This window comes from Deinococcus arcticus (assembly GCF_003028415.1).
GTDB classification, from domain to species: domain Bacteria; phylum Deinococcota; class Deinococci; order Deinococcales; family Deinococcaceae; genus Deinococcus; species Deinococcus arcticus.
The window spans coordinates 338,548-359,406 of record NZ_PYSV01000001.1 but is presented as its reverse complement, the minus strand read 5'-3'; the positions used below and the strand labels follow the sequence as shown (position 1 = coordinate 359,406).

The window sequence follows — 20,859 nt, the reverse complement described above, 5'->3', positions numbered from 1 at the left end:
CCCCGCGCGCGGCTGTGAGGAGCGGATGGGGGGCGCACTGGCAGCGAGGTGGGCACGGTGCAAGGGGGCATCCCCTTTCCCGCGCCCACCCGGGCCCTGCGCGCTGCTGCAGTGCGAAACCAGGCTCCGCCCCTAAAAACTATAGCTCTTGGGCACCACCGTCACGCCGCTGTCGGTCACGGTGAAGCCGCGCGCGCGGTCCTCGTCGGGATTCATGCCAATTTTGGTGCCCGGGGGAATGACCACGTTCTTGTCCACGATCACCCGGCGCAGGTGGGCGTGGCGCCCCACCTCCACCTCATCGAACAGCACGCAGCTTTCCACCAGCGAATACGAGTGGGTGCGCACGTTGCGGCCCAGCACACTGTCGCGCACGGTGCCGCCGCTGATGATCACGCCCCCGGCCATGATGGAATTGAACGCCTGTCCCTTGCGTCCGTCCGATTCGTGCACGAACTTGGCGGGCGGCGAGAACTCGCTGCTGGTGCGCAGCGGCCACTGCGGGTTATAGAAATCGAATTCCGGGTTCACACTCACGAGGTCCATGTTGGCCTCGTAGTAGGCGTCCAGCGTCCCCACGTCGCGCCAGTAGGTGTTGGCGTGGGTCTGCCCGGGAATGGGGTTGCGGTGAAAATCGTAGGCCATGACGGTGTAACCGTCTGACAGCGCGCGGGGAATCACGTCGCCGCCGAAGTCGAAGCCAGATTCGCCCGAGCCCATGTTCGTTTCCAGCAGTTCGTCCAGCGCGCGGCGCGAGAAGATGTAGTTGCCCATGCTGGTGAGGCTGGTGGCACTTTGACCGGGAATGCTGGGGGGGTCCTTGGGCTTTTCCAGAAACTGGGTTACGCGCCAGTTGTGGTCCACATGCATCACGCCGAACTGGTGGGCCTGCGCCTGCGGCATGGGGTAGGCGGCGATGGTCACGTCGGCGCGCGTTTCGATATGCTTTTGCAGCATGTGTTCCACATTCATCTTGTAGATGTGATCGCCGCTGAAAATGGCCACGTAATCGGCCTCGTAGTTGTCAATGAGGTGCATGTTCTGGTACACGGCGTCGGCCGTGCCCCGGTACCACACCGGGCCCAGTTCCTCGATGCGGTACATCTGCGCGGGCACCAGCGTGATGAAGTAATCGCTGAGAAAGGTGCCGAAGCGCCAGCCGCGCTGGATGTGCTCGGTCAGGCTCTGGGCCTTGTACTGGGTGAGCACGTAGATGGAAAACACGCCGGAATTGATGAAGTTGTTGATGGCGAAGTCAATGATGCGGTACTTGCTGCCAAACGGCACGGCCGGTTTGCTGCGCTTCTGGGTCAGCGGGGCCAGCCTGGAGCCCTGTCCCCCTGCGAGAATCATGCCGAGAACCCGTGGTTTCATGCCTTCCCCCCCGGGTGCGCCGGGCCGCAACCCGGGCACCCCAGGCCCACTCTACCCAGGCGCGCGGCGGCGGGCGAGTGGGCGGCCGGGCACACCGCCCAAGAACACACAAACAGAGAAGAAAGGCACATGGTGCCCCACGCTAGCGAGGCCACCCCTCGAAGAGATGCCGGCGCGCTTCACCCTCACTTAACAGCGGCGCGCCCAGCTGGGTGCGCACAAAGGTCAGCTGGCGCTTGGCGTACTGGCGGGTGGCCAGGGTGACCTGCGCCGCCGCTTCGGGCACCGTGAGGGCGCCAGTGGCCACCGCCAGGGCCTCGCGGTAGCCCAGCGCCTGCCAGACGGTGGGGCGCGGCTGGGCCCCGGGTGACACCTGCGCGGCCAGCCACGCGGCTTCACGGTCCCAGCCCGCTTCAAACATGGCCAGCACCCGGGTGTGCATGCGCGCTTCCAGGATGTCTGGGGGGTGCGAAAAGGCCACCACCTCGTAGGCGAAGGCGGGGGGGCGGTGACCGAACTCGCCGGGGTCGCGCCCGGTGCGGCGGTAGATCTCCTCGGCGCGCACCACCCGCCGGGGGTTGCGTTCCAGACGGGCGGCCTCGGCGGGGTTGCGGCGCTCAATGTCGGCCAGCAGGGCGTCCAGGCCGCGCCGGGCCAGGTCGGCTTCCACCTCGGCGCGGGCAGCGGGGTCGCTGGGTGGCGTCAGCGGCAGGCCGCGCCGCAGGGCCGAAAGATAAAAACCCGTGCCGCCCACGATCAGCGGCGTGCGGCCCCGGGCCAGCACACCGGCAACAGCGGCCTCGGCCAGCGTGACAAAGCGGGCCACGTCAAAGGGCTCCGTTACCCCGGCCACGTCCAGCAGGTGGTGGGGCACTGCGGCGCGCTCGGCGGGCCCCGGCTTGGCGGTGCCGATGTCCAGGCCCCGGTACACGGTCAACGCGTCGGCACAGATCAGCTCGCCGCCGGTGGCCTGGGCCCAGGCCAGCGCCAGGGCACTTTTGCCAGCGGCGGTGGGGGCAGTCAGGATGGGCAGGGCGCGCACGGCGAGGATCATAGAGGATGCGGGCGCGCCGGCGCGGAGCGGGTGCTACCGTAGAGGGCATGAACGAGCCCGTACTGGCGCGACTGCACCACCTGATGACGCTGCGGGAAGAGGTGGAAACCCTGGCCGGCCCGGTGCCCTGGAGCCCGGCCGCCGACTGGACCGACGACGACGCGCACCTGTGCCTGCACCTGGACGTGCCGGGCGTGGACGCCGGTTCACTGGAGGTGCACGAGGACGGCGACACGGTAACGGTGGCGGGCCAGCGCCCGGCGCCCGAGCGGCTGCGGCGCGGCGAGCGGCCCAGCGGCGTGTTCCGGCGTACCCTGAGCTTTCCGGAAGCGGTGCGCCCTCAGTCGGGGCAGGCCAGCCTGGTCCACGGCGTGCTGACCATCCGCTTCGAGAAGCGCCACCCCACCATCAGCGTGCCCTCCAGCGATCTGGGCCGAGCACCGCAGGAGGAATGATGGGCGCTGCCGTCTCATACGGCTTCCGAAACATTCCGCAAGACGTGACGGAATATTTCGGACCGGAGGGACTCGCAGAGCGGCGGCGCAGAGCAGGAACAGAGACGGATGTCCAGGAATTGGGCTGGAACAGCGCGGAAGATGGGGAACACCCAGTTTTTTCCTGAATGTGACGAACATGGATAGCCGGCCATCTCAGGGCAGCTGGGTCAGAAGGTTCTGGGCCGAACGTTCCTCCGGGCTCAGGGCCGCTTCGGCGTAAGGCGCTGCCTGCAGCCCGGTGCGCCGGGCCACAGTGGACATGGGGAAGGTGCGGACCAGGGTGTTAAAGCGCGCTGCGAGCGTGTTGTACTCGGCAGTGTAATGAAAAATATCGGACTGCGCCGTCTGCAGGCTGGCCATCAGCTGCCGGTACATGGGCGCACTCTGCAGCTGCGGAAACTCGTACAGGCGGCGCATCAGGAGCTGGACACTGGCGGTCACTTCACCCGGCGCAGCCGTACCCTGCTCGGCTGCCTTCTGGGCGGCCAGCACGCGGCCAATGGTTTCTTCCTCGGTACGGGTAAAGGACCGCACCACCTGCACCAGGTTGGGAATCAGTTCCGCGCGCGCCTTGTGGGCTGCGTCCAGCTTCAGGCGGGCCGCCTGAAGAGCTTCGTGCGGCCGCACCAGCGCGGCGCGGGCCGCCTGCACCGTACTGAGGGTGGCCAGCCCCAGGCCCAGCACCCACGCTGCAGGCCACAGCAGCTCTGGCACCCCCGCCTCCAGGCGCCCCAGCCCGGAGCGCACCAGCAGCAGGGCGGGCACACCCAGCAGCAGGCTGCCCCAGACAGGATTCAGGGCGTCGTTGGGGTCATCCTCGCTGACATGGTGTGACCACATCCCCAGCAGCCACAGCACCCCCAGTACACCGCCCAGCACCAGCGCCGCCCAGGACAGCAGGGTCACCGGCGTCCCCCGAACAACCCCAGAAACCCGCCCGGACGCGCCTGGAGGGCGTCCAGGGCCTGCTGAACGCCCGGGGTGCTGGGGTCGCGGCGCAGGGCCTCACGGTAGGCGGCGACCGCTTCCTTGCGGCGCCCGGCGCGTTCCAGAATCTTACCTTTGAGCCGGAGGTGATACCCGTCCGTGGCGTCGGGGCGGGCCAGCATCTGCTCGGCAGCCTGCAGGGCGGGCCCGTGCTGACCCAGTTCGCTGTGCAGTTCGGCCACCGCATAGAGATGATGGGTCAGCAGGGAATATTCCTCATCCGGGTCGGTGGCGGCCAGCAGCGCCAGTTGAAATTCCAGGGCGATGGCCGGTTCTCCACTGTGTTGAAAGGCCGTAACGGCGTCTCCCAGCAGTTCGGTGCGCACCCGGGCGTCAGGTTCGGCCGCCAGCAGGGAGCGGAACAGGGCCCGGGCCCGGCCAGCCTCACCCAGGGCGATATAGCACTCTGCCTGATATCCCCGCGCGCGCGGCTGGGCATAGCTTTCGGCCACCAGGAGATACTCCTCCAGCAGCGTCAGGGCCTCGCGGTAGCGTTCCTGCCCCTGGCGGGCCCGGGCGAGGTCCAGCAGCGCCTCGGCGTCGTCTGGATCCAGGGTGCGCAGGGCCTGGGCATGCTCGGCGATCACCGCATAATCGTCTTCCAGCCACGCCCGGCGGATCAGGCCACGGTGGGCCCGCGCTGGCTGCTCGCCGGTGGCCAGCGCAGCGTGATACAGCGCCGCCGCCTCACTGGTGTGCTCGAAGCCTCTGGCATTGAGAATCGCGTCGGCCAGCCCGAACAGCCATTCGGGCTGGGGGTCCAGGGCGCGGGCGGCGGCGTAGGCCGCACAGATGCGCTCCCCTATGGCCTGATGAACCTCCAGGGCGTCACCCGGCACCTCGTGACACGGGTAATGCTCCAGCAGGCGGGCAATCCGGGCATGAAGCCGCGCCTGCTCAGTCGGGTCACCCACCTGCGCCAGTTCAGCCCGCAGGTCCCGCTCGCGCGCGTCGAAGGCGGCGGGTGTTTCCAGGCGCCAGAACTCATCTTCCTTTGCCGCGGCGTGGTCCCCCGCAAGCTGCCGCAGCAGGTCCAGATGCTCACGCGCCTGCATGGGTACGGCCGCTGCGGCCTCCGGCAGTCCTCCCAGCCAAGCAGGCAGGGCAAACCCAAAGATCTCGCCTGCCACCAGTGCAGCCCCAGGCACCTGAAGGTCGGCCCACAGGCCATCCGGGTCCAGTTCAAAGGTGTCGGGTGTCAGGTCGCACAGAAACACCGCCGCGTCCCAGGACAGCAGAATGACGCCTCCATCCTGTGGATTCAGAAAGGCCACAGCAGCGTCCTCGAAGGTGCCGTCCTCACGTGGCTCGCCCCACTGGCGCCAGAAGTACAGCCCACCAAACGCAGTCAGCAAAAAAGGTGTCTGGGTGAGGCCCTGGGCAGACCCCAGCCAGTCATCCAGGGTCTCCTGGTACTCGGCTGGATCAATGACCTCCAGCAGGCCGCCGCCATATTTGCCCCATCCCCCTGTGCGCCACAGTTCCCGCACCGCAGGCGGAAGCAGCCCGGCATACTGCGCCTGACGCTGGGGGGGCGCGGAGCGGGTTCCGGCCGGGGCAAACCGCTGCAGGAATGTCGGGATGGCCTCGGCACTGTCCATGGGCCTCAGCGTAGCGCCGCTGCCGTCCGGCTGCGTCCGCACCTGTGGCGGCGCAGGCGTGCCGGCGCAGACAACAGGCTGGGCTCGGCTCAGTACCAGACGGACGGCGGCCCAGGGTGGCGGGCGCCCGGAGCCGCAGCGGTTCAGGGTGAAGTCCCTCGCCCGTCCCCCAGGCCAACGGTGCTTCGCCACTCGCGCTGCGGCGCCGCGGTCCCCGCCCGCTCGGTTGATCGGGGGCTTGGCAGCGAGCGACTGAAGTGGACCTGTCAAGCGGCGCCGCAGTGCGGGGGGGGGCAAGTAACCCTCCTCCGGGCGTGGCGCCGGCACATTGGCGCTGTGCCGAGGTGGCGGCGCAACAGAGGGCAGGCCGTATCAGTTCCACGCCCTCAGAGGCGCCCTGCTGCCGCTGGATCAGATACTCAGGGTACGGGCGCAGCGGTACAGGTCGCGGCTCACGTCCTTGCGCTGCTCCCAGGTTTCGTTCAGGGGCGTGTAGCTCACCTCATGATTCTGGCGGCCGATCATCACGCCCTTGCGGCCCTCCATCAGGGCGTACACGGCGGCCTCGCCCAGGCGGCTGGCCAGAATGCGGTCCGAGGACACCGGGGTGCCGCCGCGCTGGATGTGGCCCAGGATGCTCACGCGGGTTTCCATGCCCGTGCCCTCCTGAATGGCCGCCGCCACGCCGGTGGCGCCGCCCGGATAGCCCTCGGCCACGATAATGATGCTGCCCAGCTTGCCGCGCTTGACGCTGCTGCGCACCGTGTCCAGCACGCTGTTCATGTCCTTGGCGTCTTCCGGAATAAACACTTCCTCGGCGCCGCCCGCCACCGCCACGTCCAGGGCAATGTGGCCGGCGTGGCGGCCCATCACTTCAATCACGAAGATGCGCTCATGACTGGCGCCCGTGTCGCGCAGCTTGTCCACGGCGTCCAGCGCGGTTTCCACCGCCGTGAAGTAGCCGATGGTGTGGTCGGTGCCGTACAGGTCGTTGTCAATGGTGCCGGGCAGGCCAATCACCGGAATGTCGTGTTCCTGCTGCAGAAAGTGGGCGCCGTGAAACGAGCCGTCGCCGCCAATCACAATCAGGGCGTCCACATCGTGGGCGCGCAGGTGCCGGGCGCCCCGGGCGCGGCCCTCGGGGGTGCGCCACGTGGAACTGCGCGCCGACAGCAGGATGGTGCCGCCGCGCTGAATGGTGTTGGCCACGTCCCGTGGGCCCAGGGTCACGAAGTCGCCCCGGTGCAGGCCGGAAAAGCCCCGGCGCACGCCAATCACCTCAATGCCCTGTGAGGCAGCGGTGCGCACCACGGCGCGGATGGCGGCGTTCATGCCGGGGGCGTCGCCGCCGCTGGTCAGCACGGCGACGCGGCGCAGGCCGGCGGGGTTGGGTTGAGGAGGGCAGTGCGGAACATCGGTCATGGATCGGGCCTCGTTTCAGGGATCGGGTGGACGTCGGGGAGGGGCTCAGTCGGAAGCGCTTCCGGTGATCTGAAGCGCCAGCGTGTAAGCGTCATTCTTACGCAAACCCTGGCGCTGCAACGCTTCACGTATATCCCTGACGCTGTGGCCGGCCTCGGCCAGGGTGCGGGCCAGGGCCGCAAAATCGGTCTGGGGGGCCGCCTCGGCGCGGTCACGGCCGCCCAGCACCAGCACGATCTCGCCGCGCACGCCCGCTGCGAAATGCGCGGCCAGTTCGGCCAGGGTGCCGCGCGCAGTCTCTTCAAAGCGCTTGCTGAGTTCACGGGTGACGCTGGCGGGCCGCGTCTCGCCGCAGGCCGCCGCGAGGTCCTGCAGGGTGGCGTGCAGGCGGTGGGGGCTTTCGTACAGCACGGACGTTTCTTCCCGGGCGGCCACGGCGGCCAGGCGCTCGCGGCGCTCCCGGCCGGAGCGGGGCAGGAAGCCTTCAAAGGTAAAGCGCCCGGCCGGCAGGCCTGAGAGCACCAGTGCGGGAATCAGGGCGGTGGCCCCGGGCAGCACCTCCACGGGCACGTCGGCGGCCAGCGCCGCCTGCACCAGCTCGGCGCCAGGGTCGCTGATGCCGGGGGTGCCCGCATCGCTCACGTAGGCCAGCCGGGGGTGGCGCTCCAGCACCTGCGGCGCGCGGTTCATGGTGTGGGCGTCCAGGCGCACCAGCGGCTTGCGGATGCCCAGATGGGTCAGCAGCGCGCCGGTGCGGCGGGTGTCCTCGCAGGCCACGGCGTCGGCCCCGCGCAACACCGCCAGGGCGCGCAGGGTAATGTCGCCCAGGTTGCCCACCGGGGTGGGGACCAGCCACAGCCGCGCGTCGCCGGGATCGGCCCCGGTGTCGTTGCCGGCCCCGTCATTGGTGTCGTCGCTGGGCGGCTCGTCGGCGGGCCACGCCTCGTCGGGCAGCTTGTCAGGCAGGCCCGCAGGGTTCAGGTCAGGCTCAGTCATCGGCCCCCGGGTGCGGCGCGGCCAGGGAGCCCAGGGCGCTGGTGGCCAGCCCCGGCGTGGGCTTCAGGCGCACGCGCACCTTGCGGGGCCGCTTGAGCACGTTGGTAATGCGGGCGCGCAGCAGTTCGCCCTCGCCCACGGTCACGGTCACGACCGCGCCCTCGGGCAGACGGCCGCCGATAATCACCACCACGCCGTTTTCCACGACGCCTTTGTACGCTTTCATGTGTCCCTCCCCTGCGCGCGGCGCACGCGGCGTTCGGCCGCCGACTGCGCTTCACGCAGCGCCACGATCTCGCCCTCGCGCGCGCCGCCCAGCCGGGCGTAGCGGTCAATCACCTCGGCCGCTTCCCGGCGGCGGTCCAGACGCAGCAGCAGCGCGCCCAGATGCTCGCCCCCCACAAAATACGCGCGGGGGTTGTCCGGTTCGGCGGCCACCTGCGCGCGCGCCGTGTCCAGCCGCGCCAGCTGCGCGCGGTGGCGGTTGACCTGCCAGCGCACCAGAAAGGTGGCGAGGCTGAAGGTCAGGGCGGCCCCCAGCACTGAGAGCGTCACCGCCTCCGGCACCCCGATGCGGGCCCCCAGCTGCACGGTCAGCGGAAAGCTGAAGGCCAGCACCACCAGCACCGCCAGCGTGGCCGCGTAATTCATGCCCCACCTGCAGGGCAAAGGGTCAAGGCTGGCATGCGCCCAGTGTAGCGGGCGAGCCCTGCAGCCGAGAACCGTGGGCGCCTGCGAAATGCCGTAAGCTGCCCCGCGTGCGCCTGCACCTGATTACCGTTGGTGAACCCAAGCTGGCTTATGCCCGGGCCGGGTGGGATGAATACGAAAAGCGGCTGCGGCGCTTTCACCGCGTGCAGGTCACGCGGGTCTCTGCCCGCACCCAGGCGCAGGAAAGCGGGGCGGTGCGCCGGGCCGCCGGGCGCGCGCCGCTGGTGCTGCTGGACCCGCGCGGCGCGCAGTTCACCTCCGAGGGGCTGAGTGCCTTTCTGGACGCGCAGGCGGTCTCCGGCGTGGGCGAACTGGCCTTTGCGGTGGGCGGCCCGGACGGCCACACCGACGAGCTGCGCGCCGGGGCGGCCCGGTTGTGGAGCCTGGGCCAGCTGACCCTGCCGCACGATCTGGCGATGGTGGTGCTGCTCGAAGCCCTGTACCGGGCCGGGACCATCAGTGCGGGCGAGCCGTACCACCGGGGCTAAGTCGTTCGCTGCCAAGCCCCCGATCAACCGAGCGGGCGGAGACAGCGGCGCCGCAGCGCGAGAAGCGAACAAAGGGCTTTGCCCCGGGCATGGAGACTGTTCGGTGCTCTCCTGAACAGTCGCACCATGATGGGCAACGTCCTTAGGAACCTGGGGCCGTGGACAGGCGTACTGCACGTATGCCCTCTTCTGGTCTCCTGGAACTGCTGATGCTGCTCGTGGTTGCGACCGCACTGCTCGTCGGCCTCTGGCTGGTGCTCTGGTTGATCAGGCGGGCCAGCCAGCCGGGCCAGAGCCAGCGCGTTCATGACCTTGAACAGCGCGTGCACGACCTGGAGCGCCGCTAGACACCCCGCCACCGGTACGCCCCCGGCCCACACACCCTGGGCTACGCTGGGCAGCAAGATGACTGATCTGCCAGCCCCCGCCCCTGAATGGCTGCGCGCGCCCACCCTGCCGGGGCGGGCGGTCACGCTGGAAGCCCTGCGCCCCGAGCACGCCGCCGACCTGCACGCCGGGGCCACCGAGGACACCATTCGTTTTCTGGCCCGGGGCGGGCCCACAGCGCAGACGGTCCCGGCCTGGGCCGAGTACATCGAGCGCCTGAACGCATTGCCGCGCCGGGTCAATTTTGCGGTGCGGCTGGGCACGGCGGGGCCGGTGGTCGGGCGCGTCAGCTACAGCGAGGTGCGGCCCGAGGACCGCTGGGCCGAGATCGGCACCATGCTGCTGCCCGCCGCGCAGGGCACGGCCGTGAACCCGGACGCCAAACGGCTGCTGCTGGCCCGGGCCTTTGAGGCGCTGGGCGCCGGGCGGGTGCAGTTCAAGGTGGACGCCCGCAACGAGCGCAGTCTGCGGGCCATGCGGCGCCTGGGGGCGGTGCAGGAGGGGGTGCTGCGGGCCTATCAGGTGCGGCCAGATGGACAGGCGCGCGACAGCGTGATGTTCAGCATTCTGGCTGCCGAGTGGCCGGGCGTGCGGGCCGCGCTGGACCGGCGGCTGGACCGCCTGGTGGGGCCCAACCATCCCCACACAACATGAGAAAAGGCTCAAGATTGTCATCAGAGGTCTGGTAGCTTGGCGCTTGATGCGCCGCCTCCTGCTCCCCGCTGCCCTTGCCGCGCTGAGTCTCTCCAGCGCCCACGCCCTGATTGTGCCCATGCCCGGCTGGACCCCGGTGGGGGGCGACGCCAACTACTGGACCGACGCCAGCGGCAGCTGCCTGATGCGCGAGGAGCGCCACGGCCAGGCTTTTCCCAGTTTCGCCACCCCGGATGAGGCGCGCACCTTTGCCCTGAAGCTGCAAGAAAGCCTGGGGCGCAGCGTGCGCAACGTGGTTACGCAGCCGGTGGACCGTGCGGGCCGCTGGAGCGTGCTGGCCGCCTACGATTTCAAGGAAGGCGGCACCAGTTACCGCGTCAGCCAGCTGTTTCTGAGTGACAGCGGTCTGCTGCGCACCGTGACGGGCAGCAGCGCTGCCGAGGGCGCTGGGGCCTGCGTGAACGAGATGCGCGACTTTATCCGCTACCTGGCCAACTGACGGCTGGCCCGGGTGAGGTAGAACAGGGCGTGCCCACTTCACCTCACGCCCTGCTCTCGCGCCTGAACGACATTGCCCAGGTGGTGGCCCAGACAGGGCACGCGCTGGCGCTGCTGGGCCTGGGCTCTGTGGGGCGCGAGCTGGCACGGCTGGACCGCTGGTCCGACCTGGACTTTTTTGTGATTGCCCGCCCGGGGCAGGTGGGCCCGTTTCTGGACAGCGCGTGGCTGGCACAGGCCGCGCCGCTGGCCTACACCTTCCGCAACACGCCCGACGGCGCCAAGGTGCTGTTCGGGGACGGCCTCTATGCCGAGTACGCGGCCTTTGAAGCGGCGCGCCTGCCCGAACTGCCGCTGGCGGGCGCGCGAGTGGTCTGGGCGGCGCCGGACTTTTCCGGCCTGCTGCCGGAGGGCGAAGCGGCGCTGGCCGGACCCATCACCCCAGCGCAGCACGCCCACCATCTGGGTGAGGCGCTGACCAACCTGCTGGTGGGTCTGGGGCGCTACGGGCGCGGCGAGCGGCTGAGCGCCCTGAAGTTTGTGCAGGACTATGCACTGGGGCATGTGCTGGCCCTGGAAGCGGCGCGCGGGGCGCTGCCCGCCACCGGCGCAGACCCCTTCAGCCCCGAGCGGCGACTGGAGGCGCGGGCCCCCGGACTGGCCGCGCGCCTGCCGGCCTTTACGCCAGGGTACGCGGGCACGCCCCAGGCGGCGCTGGCGCTCCTGGCCCATCTGGAGGCGCACGAGCCGGTGCCGCCGGCCCTGAGCCGCGCCATCCGGGCAGCGGCCCAGGCGGCCGGGGACTGAACCGGCCACCCGCCTGCCCGGTCAGGGCGCGTGGTAGGCTCCCCGGTTGAGATGCAGATTGTGTGTGGAATTCGGACGGTGCGGCCATGATGGTCGTGACGGCGCTGCTGTCGTGGTTTCTGGTGGGGCTGTTCGTGCGCGTCAGCAAGGCACGCGGCTGGGGCCAGCGCGTGCGCGCCGACGGGCCGCAGACCCACCTGGTCAAGGACGGCACCCCCACGGCAGGCGGCGTGCCCTTCGTGGTGGCCACGCTGCTGGTCTTTGTGCCGCTGTACCTGAGCGGGCAGGGCGGGGACAGCCGCGAACTGCTCATCATGCTCACCGCCCTGGCCATGGGCCTGATCGGCGGGGTGGACGATCTGCTCAAGGTGCGCTCGCGCATGAAGGGCGGGGGCAAGAGTGAGCTGCTGGCGCGCGAGAAGTTTCCGCTGCAGTTTCTGGTGGCGGCGCTGTTTGCCTTCTTCGCCGCGCCCCTGGCCTCGCACGAGCTGGTGCCGGGGCTGGGCCCCGTGGGCGACGTGGTGCTGCTGACGCTGGTGATGGTGGGCAGCGTGAACGCCTTTAACTTTGCCGATGGACTGGACGGGTTGCTCTCGGGTATTGCCATCATCGTGCTGCTGCCGCTGCTGGGGCTCTCGCCCCTGAGCGCGCTGCTGGTGGCCGCGCTGCTGGGCTTTTTGTGGTTTAACGCCCACCCGGCGCGGGTGTTCATGGGCGACATGGGCAGCCACGCCATTGGGGCCATTGCGGCGGGGGCCTACGTGCTGCACGCGGATGTCTGGCTGCTGCCCCTGGCGGCCATCATTCCGGTGGTGGCCACGCTGAGCGTGGTCATTCAGGTGGCCTCGTTCAAGCTGCGCGGCAAACGGGTGTTCAAGATGGCGCCCATTCAGCACCACTTCGAGCACAAGGACATCGGCTGGCCGGAAACCCACGTCACCATGCGCTTCTGGGTAATCACGGCGGTGGCGACCGCTGGCGTGTGGTGGCTGCTGGGCGGGCGGCCCTAGAGCGGACAGCGGATGGACACGGGGGGGAGGGGCCATGCGCCCCTCTCCCCTTTTGCAGCTGGGCGCGTACACTCGGGCCCGTGAACCGACTGCCCGACCCCGCCGCCCTGCTGACGCGCCGCGCCCACCTGAGCGCGCAGGGCAGCGCGCTGTACCGCGCCGCCCACACCACGGAAACCCACGGCGTCTATGCCCTCGATCTGGCCGGCCGCGCGGGCGTTCTGAATCTCTATGCCCCGCTGACAGCCACCCAGGAAACCGCACTGGCCGCCCAGTGGGGCGAGGTGGCTGGGGTGCAGGCCGTGTACCTCAAGCGCCGCCCGGTGGAAGCCCGGCACGCGGCGAACGTGGCCCGCGACCAGCTCTCGCCGCCGGAGCCGGTCTGGGGCGAGCCTTTACCGGAACTGGTGGCGACCGAGGCGGGCGTGCCCTTCCTGATTCGCCCGGGCGCCGACCTGAGTACCGGCCTGTTTACCGACGCCCGGCCGGCGCGCGCCTGGGTGCGGGCCCACAGCGCGGGGCGGCGGGTGCTGAACACCTTTGCCTACACCTGCGGCTTTGGGCTCAGCGCCGCACTGGGCGGCGCGGCGGCTGTGAAGAACGTGGACCTGTCGCGCAAGGTGCTGGCCTGGGGGCAGGCCAACTACGCCCTGAGCGGCCTGAGTGCGCCGGAGCAGGATTTCCTGTACGGCGACGTGTTCGAGTGGCTGACCCGGCTGGAGCGCCGGGGTGACCACTTTGACCTGGTGGTGCTGGACCCCCCCAGCTTTGCGCGGGGCAAGAGCGGCGTGTGGCGGGCCGAACGCGATTACGCGCGGCTGGCAGGGCTGGCGGCCCGGGTGACCGCACCGGGGGGACGGGTGCTGACGCTGCTGAATCACGCGGGGGTCTCCGGGCCTCAACTGGGGCGCATGGTGCAGTCGGGCCTGCGCGAACAGGGGCGGCAGGCGGCGCTGCAGGAGAGCTTCGGGGCCGGCGAGGATTATCCGGAGGCCGAACACCTGAAAGTGCAGGTCTGGGCGCTGGACTGAAGCCCACAGCAGCGGCGGGGCCAGAGGGCACCCCGCCGCCGGAAGGTACGTGGCCTTACCGCACGCAGCCTGCGCGGATACTGGCGGCCAGGGCGTCCACATCCTGGCCATTCGCAGCGGCGGTGATAAAGGCGCTGCCCACCACCACGCCGTCGGCCACCCCGGCCACCTGCCGGGCAGTGGCGGCGTCTTTCACTCCAAAGCCCACGGCGATGGGCGCGCGGGCGTGTTCGCGCGCCAGAGCCAGCATGGCGGGCACCTCGCCCAGGGCCGCGCCTTCCCGGGCGCCAGTCACGCCGGTCACGCTGACGGCGTACAGAAAGCCGGTGCAGGCCCGCGCCACCAAAGCCACGCGCGCCGGGGTGCTGGTGGGGGCAATCAGGAACGTGACCGCCAGACCATGTTCAGCGGCCAGCTCCGCGATTTCCAGGTCCTGATCGGGGGGCAGGTCCGGCAGAATCAGGCCGTCGACCCCTGCACGCTGGGCCAGCCGCATGAACTCGCGCGGGCCCACCGCGTAGATGGGATTCACGTAGGTCATCACCACGATGGGCTTGTCGGTCTGGGCGCGCAGCCCGGCCACCAGCGCCAGCGAGTGCCGGGTGCTGGTGCCGCCCGCCAGGGCCTGCTCGCTGGCGCGCTGAATGGTGGGGCCGTCGCCCAGGGGATCGCTGTAGGGAATGCCCACTTCCAGAATGTCGGCGTGGGCCAGCAGCGTCTGCGCCAGGGCTGGAAAGCCGGCGGCGGTGGGATAGCCGGCCGTCATGTAGGGAATGAAGGCGGCGCGGCCCTCTGTGCGGGCCTGCTCAAAGGCGGCGTGCAGGCGCGCGGCGCCGCGGGTGTGGGCCAGGGTGGTCATGCGTGGACCTCGGGGGCCAGCAGTTGGCCCGGCGCCTCGCCCGCCGGTTCCTGCAGGCTCAGCAGGCGCATCACCTCGGCCACGTCCTTGTCACCCCGGCCCGAGAGATTGACCACCACGGTCTGCTCCGGGCGCATGGTGCGCGCCAGCTCGACCGCGTGGTAAATGGCGTGGGCACTTTCCAGCGCGGGAATGATGCCTTCTAAGCGGGTCAGCAGTTGCAGGGCGTCCAGGGCCTGGGCGTCGGTGACGGGCACGTACTGCGCCGCGCCGGTCTGGGCGTACAGGCAGTGCTCGGGGCCAATGCCGGGGTAATCCAGGCCCGCGCTGATCGAGTGCGGCGGCACGATCTGGCCCTCGTCGTCGTTCAGCAGGTACATCATGGCGCCGTGCAGCACGCCGATGCGCCCACCCGCCACACTGGCGGCGTGGCGCCCGGAATCCACGCCCTCACCGGCGGCCTCGGTGCCGATCAGGAGGGGCCGCTCTTCCTCAGGCAGATAGGCGAACGGCGCGAAGATGCCAATGGCGTTGCTGCCGCCGCCCACGCAGGCCACGATGGCGTCCGGCGCTGCTCGGCCTTCCAGGGCCTGATGCTGCACCTTGACCTCCTCGCCAATGACGGACTGAAAGTCGCGCACCATCGCCGGATACGGGTGCGGGCCCACCACGCTGCCCAGGATGTAAAAGGTGTCGCGCACGTTGGTCACCCAGTCGCGGATGGCCTCGTTGGTGGCGTCCTTGAGGGTGGCGGTGCCGGAAGTGACCTCGCGGACCTCGGCGCCCAGCAGCTTCATGCGAAACACGTTCAGGGCCTGGCGGCGAATGTCCTCGGCGCCCATGTACACCACGCACGACAGGCCCAGCAGGGCGGCGGCGGTGGCGCTGGCCACGCCGTGCTGGCCGGCGCCGGTTTCGGCAATCACGCGCTTCTTGCCCATGCGCACCGCCAGCAGCGCCTGGGCCAGACAGTTGTTGATCTTGTGCGCGCCGGTGTAATTCTGGTCCTCACGCTTGAGGTAGATCCTGGCGCCACCCGCATGTTCGGTCAGGCGCTGGGCGAGGTACAGGCCGCTGGGGCGCCCCACGAATTCACGCAGCAGGCGGTCCAGTTCGTTCAAAAAGGCCGGGTCGGTCCTGGCGGCGGCGTAGGCCGTTTCCAGCTCGTCGAGCGCCGGAATCAGCGTTTCGGGCACATACCGCCCGCCAAAACGGCCGAAGCGCCCGCGCGCGTCCGGCTGGGGGTAGGTGGGAAGGGTCAGGGACATGGTCTCAGGGTAGGTGGGGATGGACGAACGGGCGTTAGGGCAACTTAGACAGGTCATCTAAGTTTGTGGAGAACCCCACCTTTGCCAGCTCGGCGCGCCACAGGGGCAGCAAGTCGTCCAGGCCGACCTCGGCGGGCACCAGCCAGCCCAGACTGCGGGCCAGTTCGGCCAAGACGCGGCCCGGGGCCTCTGCGCCTTCACGCAGGGCCGACAGGGGCGGGGCGCCGCCGCGCTTGGCCAGCCGCTCGCCCCGGTAGTCGCGCAGCAGCGGCACATGCAGGTAGCGTGGCGTGGGCAGCCCCAGGGCGCCCTGAAGCGCCACCTGGCGGGGCGTGGCGCTCAGCAGGTCCGCGCCGCGCACCACGTCCGTCACGCCCGCCTCGCCGTCGTCCACCACCACGGCAAGGTGATAGGCGAACACGCCGTCGTTGCGCTGCAGCACGAGGTCCCCCACGTCACGGGGCAGGTGCTGACACAGGGTCTGGCCGGTCAGGGCGTCGTGGGCACAGACCACCGTGTCCGGCACGCGCCAGCGCCGGGCGGCGGGGCGCCCCGGGTGCGCGGTGCCGGCGCGGCACCTTCCGGGGTACACCGGCTCGGCGCCGTGGGGCGCGCCCGCACTGGCCTGAATGGCGGCCTGTACCTCCTTGCGGGTGCAGGTGCAGGGGTAGGTGTCCAGCCGGGCCAGCGCCGCCTCGTACAGGGGCAATCGGGCAGACTGCACCACCTCTTCGTCCCAGTCCAGGCCCAGCCACGCGAGGTCGCGGCGGGTGGCGTCGGCGGCCCCGGGGCGCACGCGGCCGGTGTCCAGGTCTTCAAAGCGCAGGAGGTGGCGCCCCCCATGCGCGCGGGTATGCAGCCACGCCAGCAGCGCGGTGCGGGCGTTGCCCAGGTGCATGGCCCCGGTGGGGCTGGGGGCAAAGCGGCCCACCACGCTCATGGGGCCGCCACCTCGTCCCACAGGGCCAGCAGCACGCCGCCCACCACCGCCGCATACGCCAGAAACAGCACGAAGCGTCCCAGGGGATCGGCGGCGTCCAGCGCGTTCCAGCCGCCCAGCAGCTGCCACCAGTCATGGGTGTCGGGGTCGCCGGTGATCAGCGGCAGGTCGCGCCCCGGGGCGTCGCGGATGTAGGCGGCCACCCCTGAGAGCGAGTGCGCCAGCCACAGGGTGGTCAGGCCAGCGGCGAAGCGGTCGCCGCGCCCCAGAAAGGCGGCCACGCAGGCGCCCGGCACCAGCACTTGCAGCAGGCTGCCGCCCAGCAGCATGGGGATTTCTCCGGCGAACATCAGCAGCATATGCCCGGCCTCGTGGAAAATGAGGTTCACGCCCGAGAGCCAGCCTGGGTTCAGGGGGTGCAGCACCCCGGGGACCGTGACCCACAGGGCCACCAGCAGCCCCAGCAGGCGGCCTGCGCGCGCGGCTGGCGGACTTACCCGCACGTCACCGGTGTGCCCGGAGCCACGCCAGCAGCAGGTCCTCGACCAGTTCGCTGACACTTTCGCCGCCCTCCTTCTTGACCTGCTTCCACACGGCGCGCACCGTTTCGCGCCGCACGTAAACAGGTTCCAGCGGCTCGCCGGCCGCCTGGGTGCGGCGCCGGTCAGGCTCGGGGGTGACCTTGCGGGCCTTGCCGACCTTCCGGCCCTCTTTCAGGTAGTCAAAGCGGCCCACGCGCGCGCTACCAGAGTTCCTGGGCCAGGCGCTGAATGTCGCTCCAGGCGCTGGCCGAGCGCTCGCCGGGGACGTCGCGTACCAGCACCCCGGCCTCGGCAGCGCGCCCAAAGGCGGCGTACTGGCGCACCAGGGTGTTACACACGGTCAGGCCCGCCTCGCGCAGGTCCTCGCGGGCGTCCTCGGCGGCGTGGCCCACGGGCGGCACCCGGGTCAGGACCACGCGGGTCTTACGCGCCGCGCCTTCCACGTGCAGAAAGTCCAGCAGTTCACGGGTGGCGTCCAGTTCCAGGGCACTGACGCCGCTGGGCACCAGCAGCAGGTCGGCGCGCTCCGAGAGCTGGCGCAGGTCCTTGCGCTTGGGGCGGCCCTCGGTGTCCAGCAGCAGCAGGTCGTAGCGGGACAGTTTCTTGGGCCGCACCTCGTCGGCCCCGATCACGTCAAAGGGCAGGGCGCCTGCCCGCCGGGCCCAGCGCAGGCTGCTGCCCACGCGGCCGTCCTCGTCCACCAGCAGCGGCGTCAGGCCGCCCGCGTGCGCGGCGCCGGCGAGGTGAACGGCCAGGGTGCTTTTGCCCACGCCGCCCTTTTCTGAGGTGATTGCCACGACCTTCATGCCGCCCCAGCGTAGCAGAGCGCCTGTGCGCCGGGCATCATGGCCGGATGACCAGCCCACTGACGGCGCAGCAGCAACAGGAACTGGAGCAGGCCCCGGTCTACTGGACCGCCCGGGCCATGCAGGCGCAGGGCAGCCGCTTTTACCGCGCGCTGGGCGAGGCGCTGAACGCCGCCGACGCCACGAACCGCCGCCTGATTCTGCGCACGTGGCCGGCGGCCTGCTGGGACTTTTACGAGCGGGGGCGGCGCTTGGCGGCGGACGGCGAGGGCTGATCCAGCACGGCCAGCAGGAGTTCGCGCAGCGCCGTTTGGCACAGCGCCCAGGTGGAGGTAAACCCGGCGCAGCCGCGCGGGGTTGGCGTGCGTGCGCCGCGCTGCGGGGTCCAGACCCGGCTGGGGCAGCAGGTTCAGCAAGGCTGTCCAGGGGCGCAGGGGGCCGGTACGCGCAGGGCCGGCGGGCGCGTTTCCGTGGCCGCCCCCTGCCCCGTGCGCGGCCACTCTACACTGAGCCCCAGTATGACGACCCCCACCCTGCTGGCCGTATTTGCCCACCCCGACGACGAAGCCTTCAGCGTGGGCGGCACGCTGACCCACTACGCGCGCCAGGGGGTGCGGGTGGTGCTGGCCTGCGCTACCCGGGGCGAGGCAGGCAAGATCACCGTGCCCGGCATGACGGTGGACGATCTGGGCGCCCAGCGCGAACAGGAACTGCGCCGGGCCTGCGAGGCGCTGGAAATTGAGGCGCCCATCTTTCTGGATTACCACGATTCCGGCCGCCACGAGCGCACCCGCCACAACGACCCCAGGGCCCTGATGAACGTGGACCCCCTGCAGGTGGAGACCCGGCTGCGCGAGCTGATTGCCGAGGTGCAGCCCCAGGTGATGATCACCTTCGACCCGCACGGGGGCTACGGGCACATTGACCACCTGCAGATTCACCGGGCCGCCAGCGCCGCATTTTTCAGCACTGGCCACCTGCCGGGCGGCGGACCGCAGCGGCTGTACTACACCGCGCTGACTGTGCAGGCGGCGCAGCAGCTCGCGCGCATGGGTGAGGGCCTGGACCCGCAGGTGTACGGCGTCTCTGAAGGCACGGTGGCGGCGCAGATTGACGTGGCGGCCTACGCCGAGAACAAACGCGCCGCCCTGAAGGCCCACGGCACCCAGACCGGCGAACAGAGCGTGATGGGCAAGATGAGCGCCGAGGAGCGGCAGGCCATGGAAGCGATGCTGCTGGGCCACGAACGCTTCAGCCTGGGCGGCACCCGCACAGCGATTCCCCAGTTTCCCCTGCGCGGGCTGTTTGAAGGCGTGGCAGGGGGTGAAGGGCTGGTGTGATCCGAGTTCCGAAAAACTCCGTCATGTATGACGGAGTTTTTCCGACCGGAGGGACCTGCAGCGCTGCGGCGCAGAGCAGGAAGGGAGACGGCTGTCCGGGCATTGGACCGCCCCCAGCCGAAGGCAGGGAACATCCCCCTCCTTCCCGGATGTTCTGGACATGGACGGCCGTCCGTCTGAGTGGTGGGCCCCAGGCCATGAGAGGTGGCTTGGCCTTCAGGTGGCCTGAAGGGCCAGCATCGCCCCGGCCCCGATGCGCTGCGCGGCCTCCTGGGCAGCTTCCTGGCCCCACAGCGTTCCGGCCACATGCAGCGCCGCGTGCAGAGCGCCCAGGCCAGCAGGGGCCGAACACAGGGGGCCGTCGGTTACAACCTCACCGGGGCGCACGTCGGCAGGGGTAAAGCCCCAGAGGGTATCGGCCAGATCGGCGGGGCCGCCCACCACGCGGCCGTCCAGGGTGCCGGCCTCGCCCAGCAGCAGCAGGCCGCTGCCGCTGGCGCCGGTGGGCAGCCCCGGATGAGCCGCCAGAAAAGCGCGCAGCAGGGGGTCACGGGCCGCCCTGGCCGCGCCGGGGCCGCCGGGCAGTAGCAGCGCTCCGGGCTCGGGCAGCGCGGCGTACAGCACGTGCGGGGTGGTCACCAGTCCGCCCGCCGTAATCACACTGATGCGCGAGCGGTTGACCGTCACGGCCACCCGGTCGCCGCCGCACAACCGCAGCACCGTAACCATTACCCCCAGTTCCAGCTCGCTGACACCGTGGTACACCGGCAGCGCCACCACCGGGCCAGTCTGGGCGTCGGGGTCCGGGGTGAGGCTGCTCATAGGGCCAGGGGCTGCAGGCGGTACTCGCGCCGGGCCAGGGGCGGGGCCACCTCGCCGTGGTCCAGCAGATGCTGGGCCGCGTCTTCAGACAGGCGCTCCACCCGCAGCAGGTAGGCCAGAGCGGTTTCGGGGCTGTCAAAGCGCCGGGGGTGGGGGTCACCCTCCACAAGCAGGTCAAGCCAGGCGATCATAGGTCGCGCAGGTCCTCCCACAGCTGCCAGCCCACGCCCTCGGGGGTCACGTCCAGCAGGGGGTTCAGTTGCTCGCTGGCGGCGCTGGCGTCGGCGTGCAGGGCGTCGTTGCTGGGGCGGGTGTCGTACACGCGCAGCACCGTGAACTGGTAAAACGCCTGCGAGGCCGTGGGCTCGCCGTTCTCGAAAAAGGCGAAGGGCGGGGTCACCGCGTCCCACAGCACATGCGCCGCTTCCTGTTCACCCTCCCCTTCGCCCGTGGGGGCGGGCAGGTCGAGCTCGTGGGGCAGAAACTGCTCCAGATCAATCTCGGCCTCCTGGGGATGCCACACGTAGCCCTGCAGCAGGCGCACGGCGGCGCGGCCCACGGGCTGTGGTTCACTGGTGCTCACGCGCCGTAGCATACCGGCTTTCGCCCGGGACCGGCCGCGGCAGCGGGGCGGGGCCAGCCGCGGGCAAACCTTCATCTTATACAGACTGCCGCCTGTTCCGCCGACCCACCGGCTCTGTTCCGATGTGTGGGCGCCGCGCCCGGAGGGACGGGTTTGTCCTGCTCGCGCTGCGAAGTAAGTGC

27 protein-coding genes are annotated in these 20,859 nt (G+C 70.4%); 10 read left to right on the top strand and 17 right to left on the bottom strand.

The annotated features are described in order from the left end of the window. Positions 1-132: 132 nt before the first annotated feature. The gene (gene glgC, locus C8263_RS01675; protein WP_107136341.1) at positions 133-1,374 is read right to left on the bottom strand and encodes a glucose-1-phosphate adenylyltransferase; all 1,242 of its coding nucleotides are present in this window, start codon (positions 1,372-1,374) and stop codon (positions 133-135) included. A gap of 142 nt (positions 1,375-1,516) precedes the next feature. Continuing rightward, positions 1,517-2,416: a tRNA (adenosine(37)-N6)-dimethylallyltransferase MiaA gene (gene miaA, locus C8263_RS01670; RefSeq protein ID WP_233218572.1), complete on the bottom strand. Its 900-nt coding sequence runs from the start codon at positions 2,414-2,416 to the stop codon at positions 1,517-1,519. A 59-nt stretch (positions 2,417-2,475) separates the two neighbouring features. On the opposite strand from miaA, the gene C8263_RS01665 reads away from it, so the two are divergent. Further along, positions 2,476-2,883 (top strand): Hsp20/alpha crystallin family protein, encoded by a 408-nt coding sequence (locus tag C8263_RS01665; protein ID WP_107136339.1) that lies wholly within the window; start codon positions 2,476-2,478, stop codon positions 2,881-2,883. A gap of 195 nt (positions 2,884-3,078) precedes the next feature. Here C8263_RS01665 and C8263_RS01660 read toward each other — a convergent pair whose 3' ends face one another. The 6 genes from C8263_RS01660 to C8263_RS01635 all read right to left on the bottom strand — a co-directional run bounded on the left by C8263_RS01660 (position 3,079) and on the right by C8263_RS01635 (position 8,582). Further along, positions 3,079-3,831 (bottom strand): LemA family protein, encoded by a 753-nt coding sequence (locus C8263_RS01660; RefSeq protein WP_107136338.1) that lies wholly within the window; start codon positions 3,829-3,831, stop codon positions 3,079-3,081. Next, positions 3,828-5,513 carry a GAD-like domain-containing protein gene (locus C8263_RS01655; RefSeq protein ID WP_107136337.1) on the bottom strand — a complete coding sequence of 562 codons (1,686 nt, stop codon included), beginning with the start codon at positions 5,511-5,513 and terminating at the stop codon, positions 3,828-3,830. The genes C8263_RS01660 and C8263_RS01655 overlap by 4 nt, the downstream gene beginning before the upstream one ends. 411 nt (positions 5,514-5,924) lie before the next feature. Then, complete coding sequence (pfkA, locus tag C8263_RS01650; RefSeq protein ID WP_107136336.1) at positions 5,925-6,935, bottom strand: 6-phosphofructokinase; 1,011 nt, start codon at positions 6,933-6,935, stop codon at positions 5,925-5,927. Between the two features lie 45 nt (positions 6,936-6,980). Beyond that, positions 6,981-7,931, bottom strand: coding sequence for a 16S rRNA (cytidine(1402)-2'-O)-methyltransferase (rsmI, locus tag C8263_RS01645; RefSeq protein WP_107136335.1), 951 nt, complete (start codon positions 7,929-7,931; stop codon positions 6,981-6,983). Next, entirely contained in the window at positions 7,924-8,157 is a 234-nt protein-coding gene (locus tag C8263_RS01640; RefSeq protein WP_107136334.1) for a hypothetical protein, read from the bottom strand. The genes rsmI and C8263_RS01640 overlap by 8 nt, the downstream gene beginning before the upstream one ends. Continuing rightward, a complete protein-coding gene (locus tag C8263_RS01635; protein WP_107136333.1) occupies positions 8,154-8,582 on the bottom strand; it encodes a hypothetical protein in 429 nt (142 codons plus the stop codon). Before C8263_RS01635 ends, C8263_RS01640 begins: the two co-directional genes overlap by 4 nt. 107 nt (positions 8,583-8,689) lie before the next feature. On the opposite strand from C8263_RS01635, the gene C8263_RS01630 reads away from it, so the two are divergent. The 7 genes from C8263_RS01630 to C8263_RS01605 all read left to right on the top strand — a co-directional run bounded on the left by C8263_RS01630 (position 8,690) and on the right by C8263_RS01605 (position 13,517). Continuing rightward, positions 8,690-9,130 (top strand): 23S rRNA (pseudouridine(1915)-N(3))-methyltransferase RlmH, encoded by a 441-nt coding sequence (locus C8263_RS01630; protein ID WP_107136332.1) that lies wholly within the window; start codon positions 8,690-8,692, stop codon positions 9,128-9,130. A gap of 179 nt (positions 9,131-9,309) precedes the next feature. Continuing rightward, positions 9,310-9,477 carry a hypothetical protein gene (locus tag C8263_RS19175; protein WP_158263720.1) on the top strand — a complete coding sequence of 56 codons (168 nt, stop codon included), beginning with the start codon at positions 9,310-9,312 and terminating at the stop codon, positions 9,475-9,477. A gap of 58 nt (positions 9,478-9,535) precedes the next feature. Next, positions 9,536-10,171, top strand: a complete 636-nt coding sequence (locus C8263_RS01625) for a GNAT family N-acetyltransferase (RefSeq protein ID WP_107136331.1) — start codon at positions 9,536-9,538, stop codon at positions 10,169-10,171. Between the two features lie 46 nt (positions 10,172-10,217). Continuing rightward, complete coding sequence (locus C8263_RS01620) at positions 10,218-10,670, top strand: hypothetical protein (protein ID WP_107136330.1); 453 nt, start codon at positions 10,218-10,220, stop codon at positions 10,668-10,670. Between the two features lie 29 nt (positions 10,671-10,699). Then, complete coding sequence (locus C8263_RS01615) at positions 10,700-11,476, top strand: hypothetical protein (protein WP_107136329.1); 777 nt, start codon at positions 10,700-10,702, stop codon at positions 11,474-11,476. An 86-nt stretch (positions 11,477-11,562) separates the two neighbouring features. Continuing rightward, on the top strand, positions 11,563-12,486 hold the full coding sequence (locus tag C8263_RS01610; protein WP_107136328.1) for a phospho-N-acetylmuramoyl-pentapeptide-transferase: 924 nt from the start codon (positions 11,563-11,565) through the stop codon (positions 12,484-12,486). A gap of 89 nt (positions 12,487-12,575) precedes the next feature. Then, on the top strand, positions 12,576-13,517 hold the full coding sequence (locus C8263_RS01605; RefSeq protein WP_107136482.1) for a class I SAM-dependent methyltransferase: 942 nt from the start codon (positions 12,576-12,578) through the stop codon (positions 13,515-13,517). Positions 13,518-13,572: 55 nt separating this feature from the next. Here C8263_RS01605 and trpA read toward each other — a convergent pair whose 3' ends face one another. From trpA to C8263_RS01575, 6 genes are read right to left on the bottom strand one after another with little or no spacing between them, the layout of a single operon-like run. After that, on the bottom strand, positions 13,573-14,376 hold the full coding sequence (gene trpA / locus C8263_RS01600; RefSeq protein WP_107136327.1) for a tryptophan synthase subunit alpha: 804 nt from the start codon (positions 14,374-14,376) through the stop codon (positions 13,573-13,575). Continuing rightward, positions 14,373-15,644, bottom strand: coding sequence for a tryptophan synthase subunit beta (trpB, locus tag C8263_RS01595; RefSeq protein WP_107136326.1), 1,272 nt, complete (start codon positions 15,642-15,644; stop codon positions 14,373-14,375). The genes trpA and trpB overlap by 4 nt, the downstream gene beginning before the upstream one ends. A 34-nt stretch (positions 15,645-15,678) precedes the next feature. Then, positions 15,679-16,584 carry a tRNA glutamyl-Q(34) synthetase GluQRS gene (gluQRS, locus tag C8263_RS01590; protein ID WP_107136325.1) on the bottom strand — a complete coding sequence of 302 codons (906 nt, stop codon included), beginning with the start codon at positions 16,582-16,584 and terminating at the stop codon, positions 15,679-15,681. Beyond that, positions 16,581-17,087 carry a hypothetical protein gene (locus C8263_RS01585; RefSeq protein WP_107136324.1) on the bottom strand — a complete coding sequence of 169 codons (507 nt, stop codon included), beginning with the start codon at positions 17,085-17,087 and terminating at the stop codon, positions 16,581-16,583. The genes gluQRS and C8263_RS01585 overlap by 4 nt, the downstream gene beginning before the upstream one ends. A gap of 1 nt (position 17,088) precedes the next feature. Beyond that, positions 17,089-17,319, bottom strand: coding sequence for a hypothetical protein (locus tag C8263_RS01580; protein ID WP_107136323.1), 231 nt, complete (start codon positions 17,317-17,319; stop codon positions 17,089-17,091). A gap of 7 nt (positions 17,320-17,326) precedes the next feature. Next, complete coding sequence (locus C8263_RS01575) at positions 17,327-17,932, bottom strand: nucleotide-binding protein (protein WP_107136322.1); 606 nt, start codon at positions 17,930-17,932, stop codon at positions 17,327-17,329. A 47-nt stretch (positions 17,933-17,979) separates the two neighbouring features. Between C8263_RS01575 and C8263_RS01570 the strand changes: the two genes are divergently transcribed. Beyond that, a complete protein-coding gene (locus C8263_RS01570; RefSeq protein ID WP_107136321.1) occupies positions 17,980-18,207 on the top strand; it encodes a hypothetical protein in 228 nt (75 codons plus the stop codon). A gap of 243 nt (positions 18,208-18,450) precedes the next feature. Next, the gene (locus tag C8263_RS01565; protein WP_107136320.1) at positions 18,451-19,272 is read left to right on the top strand and encodes a PIG-L deacetylase family protein; all 822 of its coding nucleotides are present in this window, start codon (positions 18,451-18,453) and stop codon (positions 19,270-19,272) included. A gap of 216 nt (positions 19,273-19,488) precedes the next feature. Here the strand turns inward: C8263_RS01565 and C8263_RS01560 are convergent, their stop codons facing one another. From C8263_RS01560 to C8263_RS01550, 3 genes are read right to left on the bottom strand one after another with little or no spacing between them, the layout of a single operon-like run. After that, positions 19,489-20,094, bottom strand: coding sequence for a DJ-1/PfpI family protein (locus tag C8263_RS01560; protein ID WP_107136319.1), 606 nt, complete (start codon positions 20,092-20,094; stop codon positions 19,489-19,491). After that, complete coding sequence (locus C8263_RS01555; protein WP_107136318.1) at positions 20,091-20,285, bottom strand: hypothetical protein; 195 nt, start codon at positions 20,283-20,285, stop codon at positions 20,091-20,093. The genes C8263_RS01560 and C8263_RS01555 overlap by 4 nt, the downstream gene beginning before the upstream one ends. Further along, positions 20,282-20,689 carry a DUF3208 domain-containing protein gene (locus tag C8263_RS01550; RefSeq protein WP_107136317.1) on the bottom strand — a complete coding sequence of 136 codons (408 nt, stop codon included), beginning with the start codon at positions 20,687-20,689 and terminating at the stop codon, positions 20,282-20,284. The genes C8263_RS01555 and C8263_RS01550 overlap by 4 nt, the downstream gene beginning before the upstream one ends. Between the last annotated feature and the right edge of the window lie 170 nt (positions 20,690-20,859).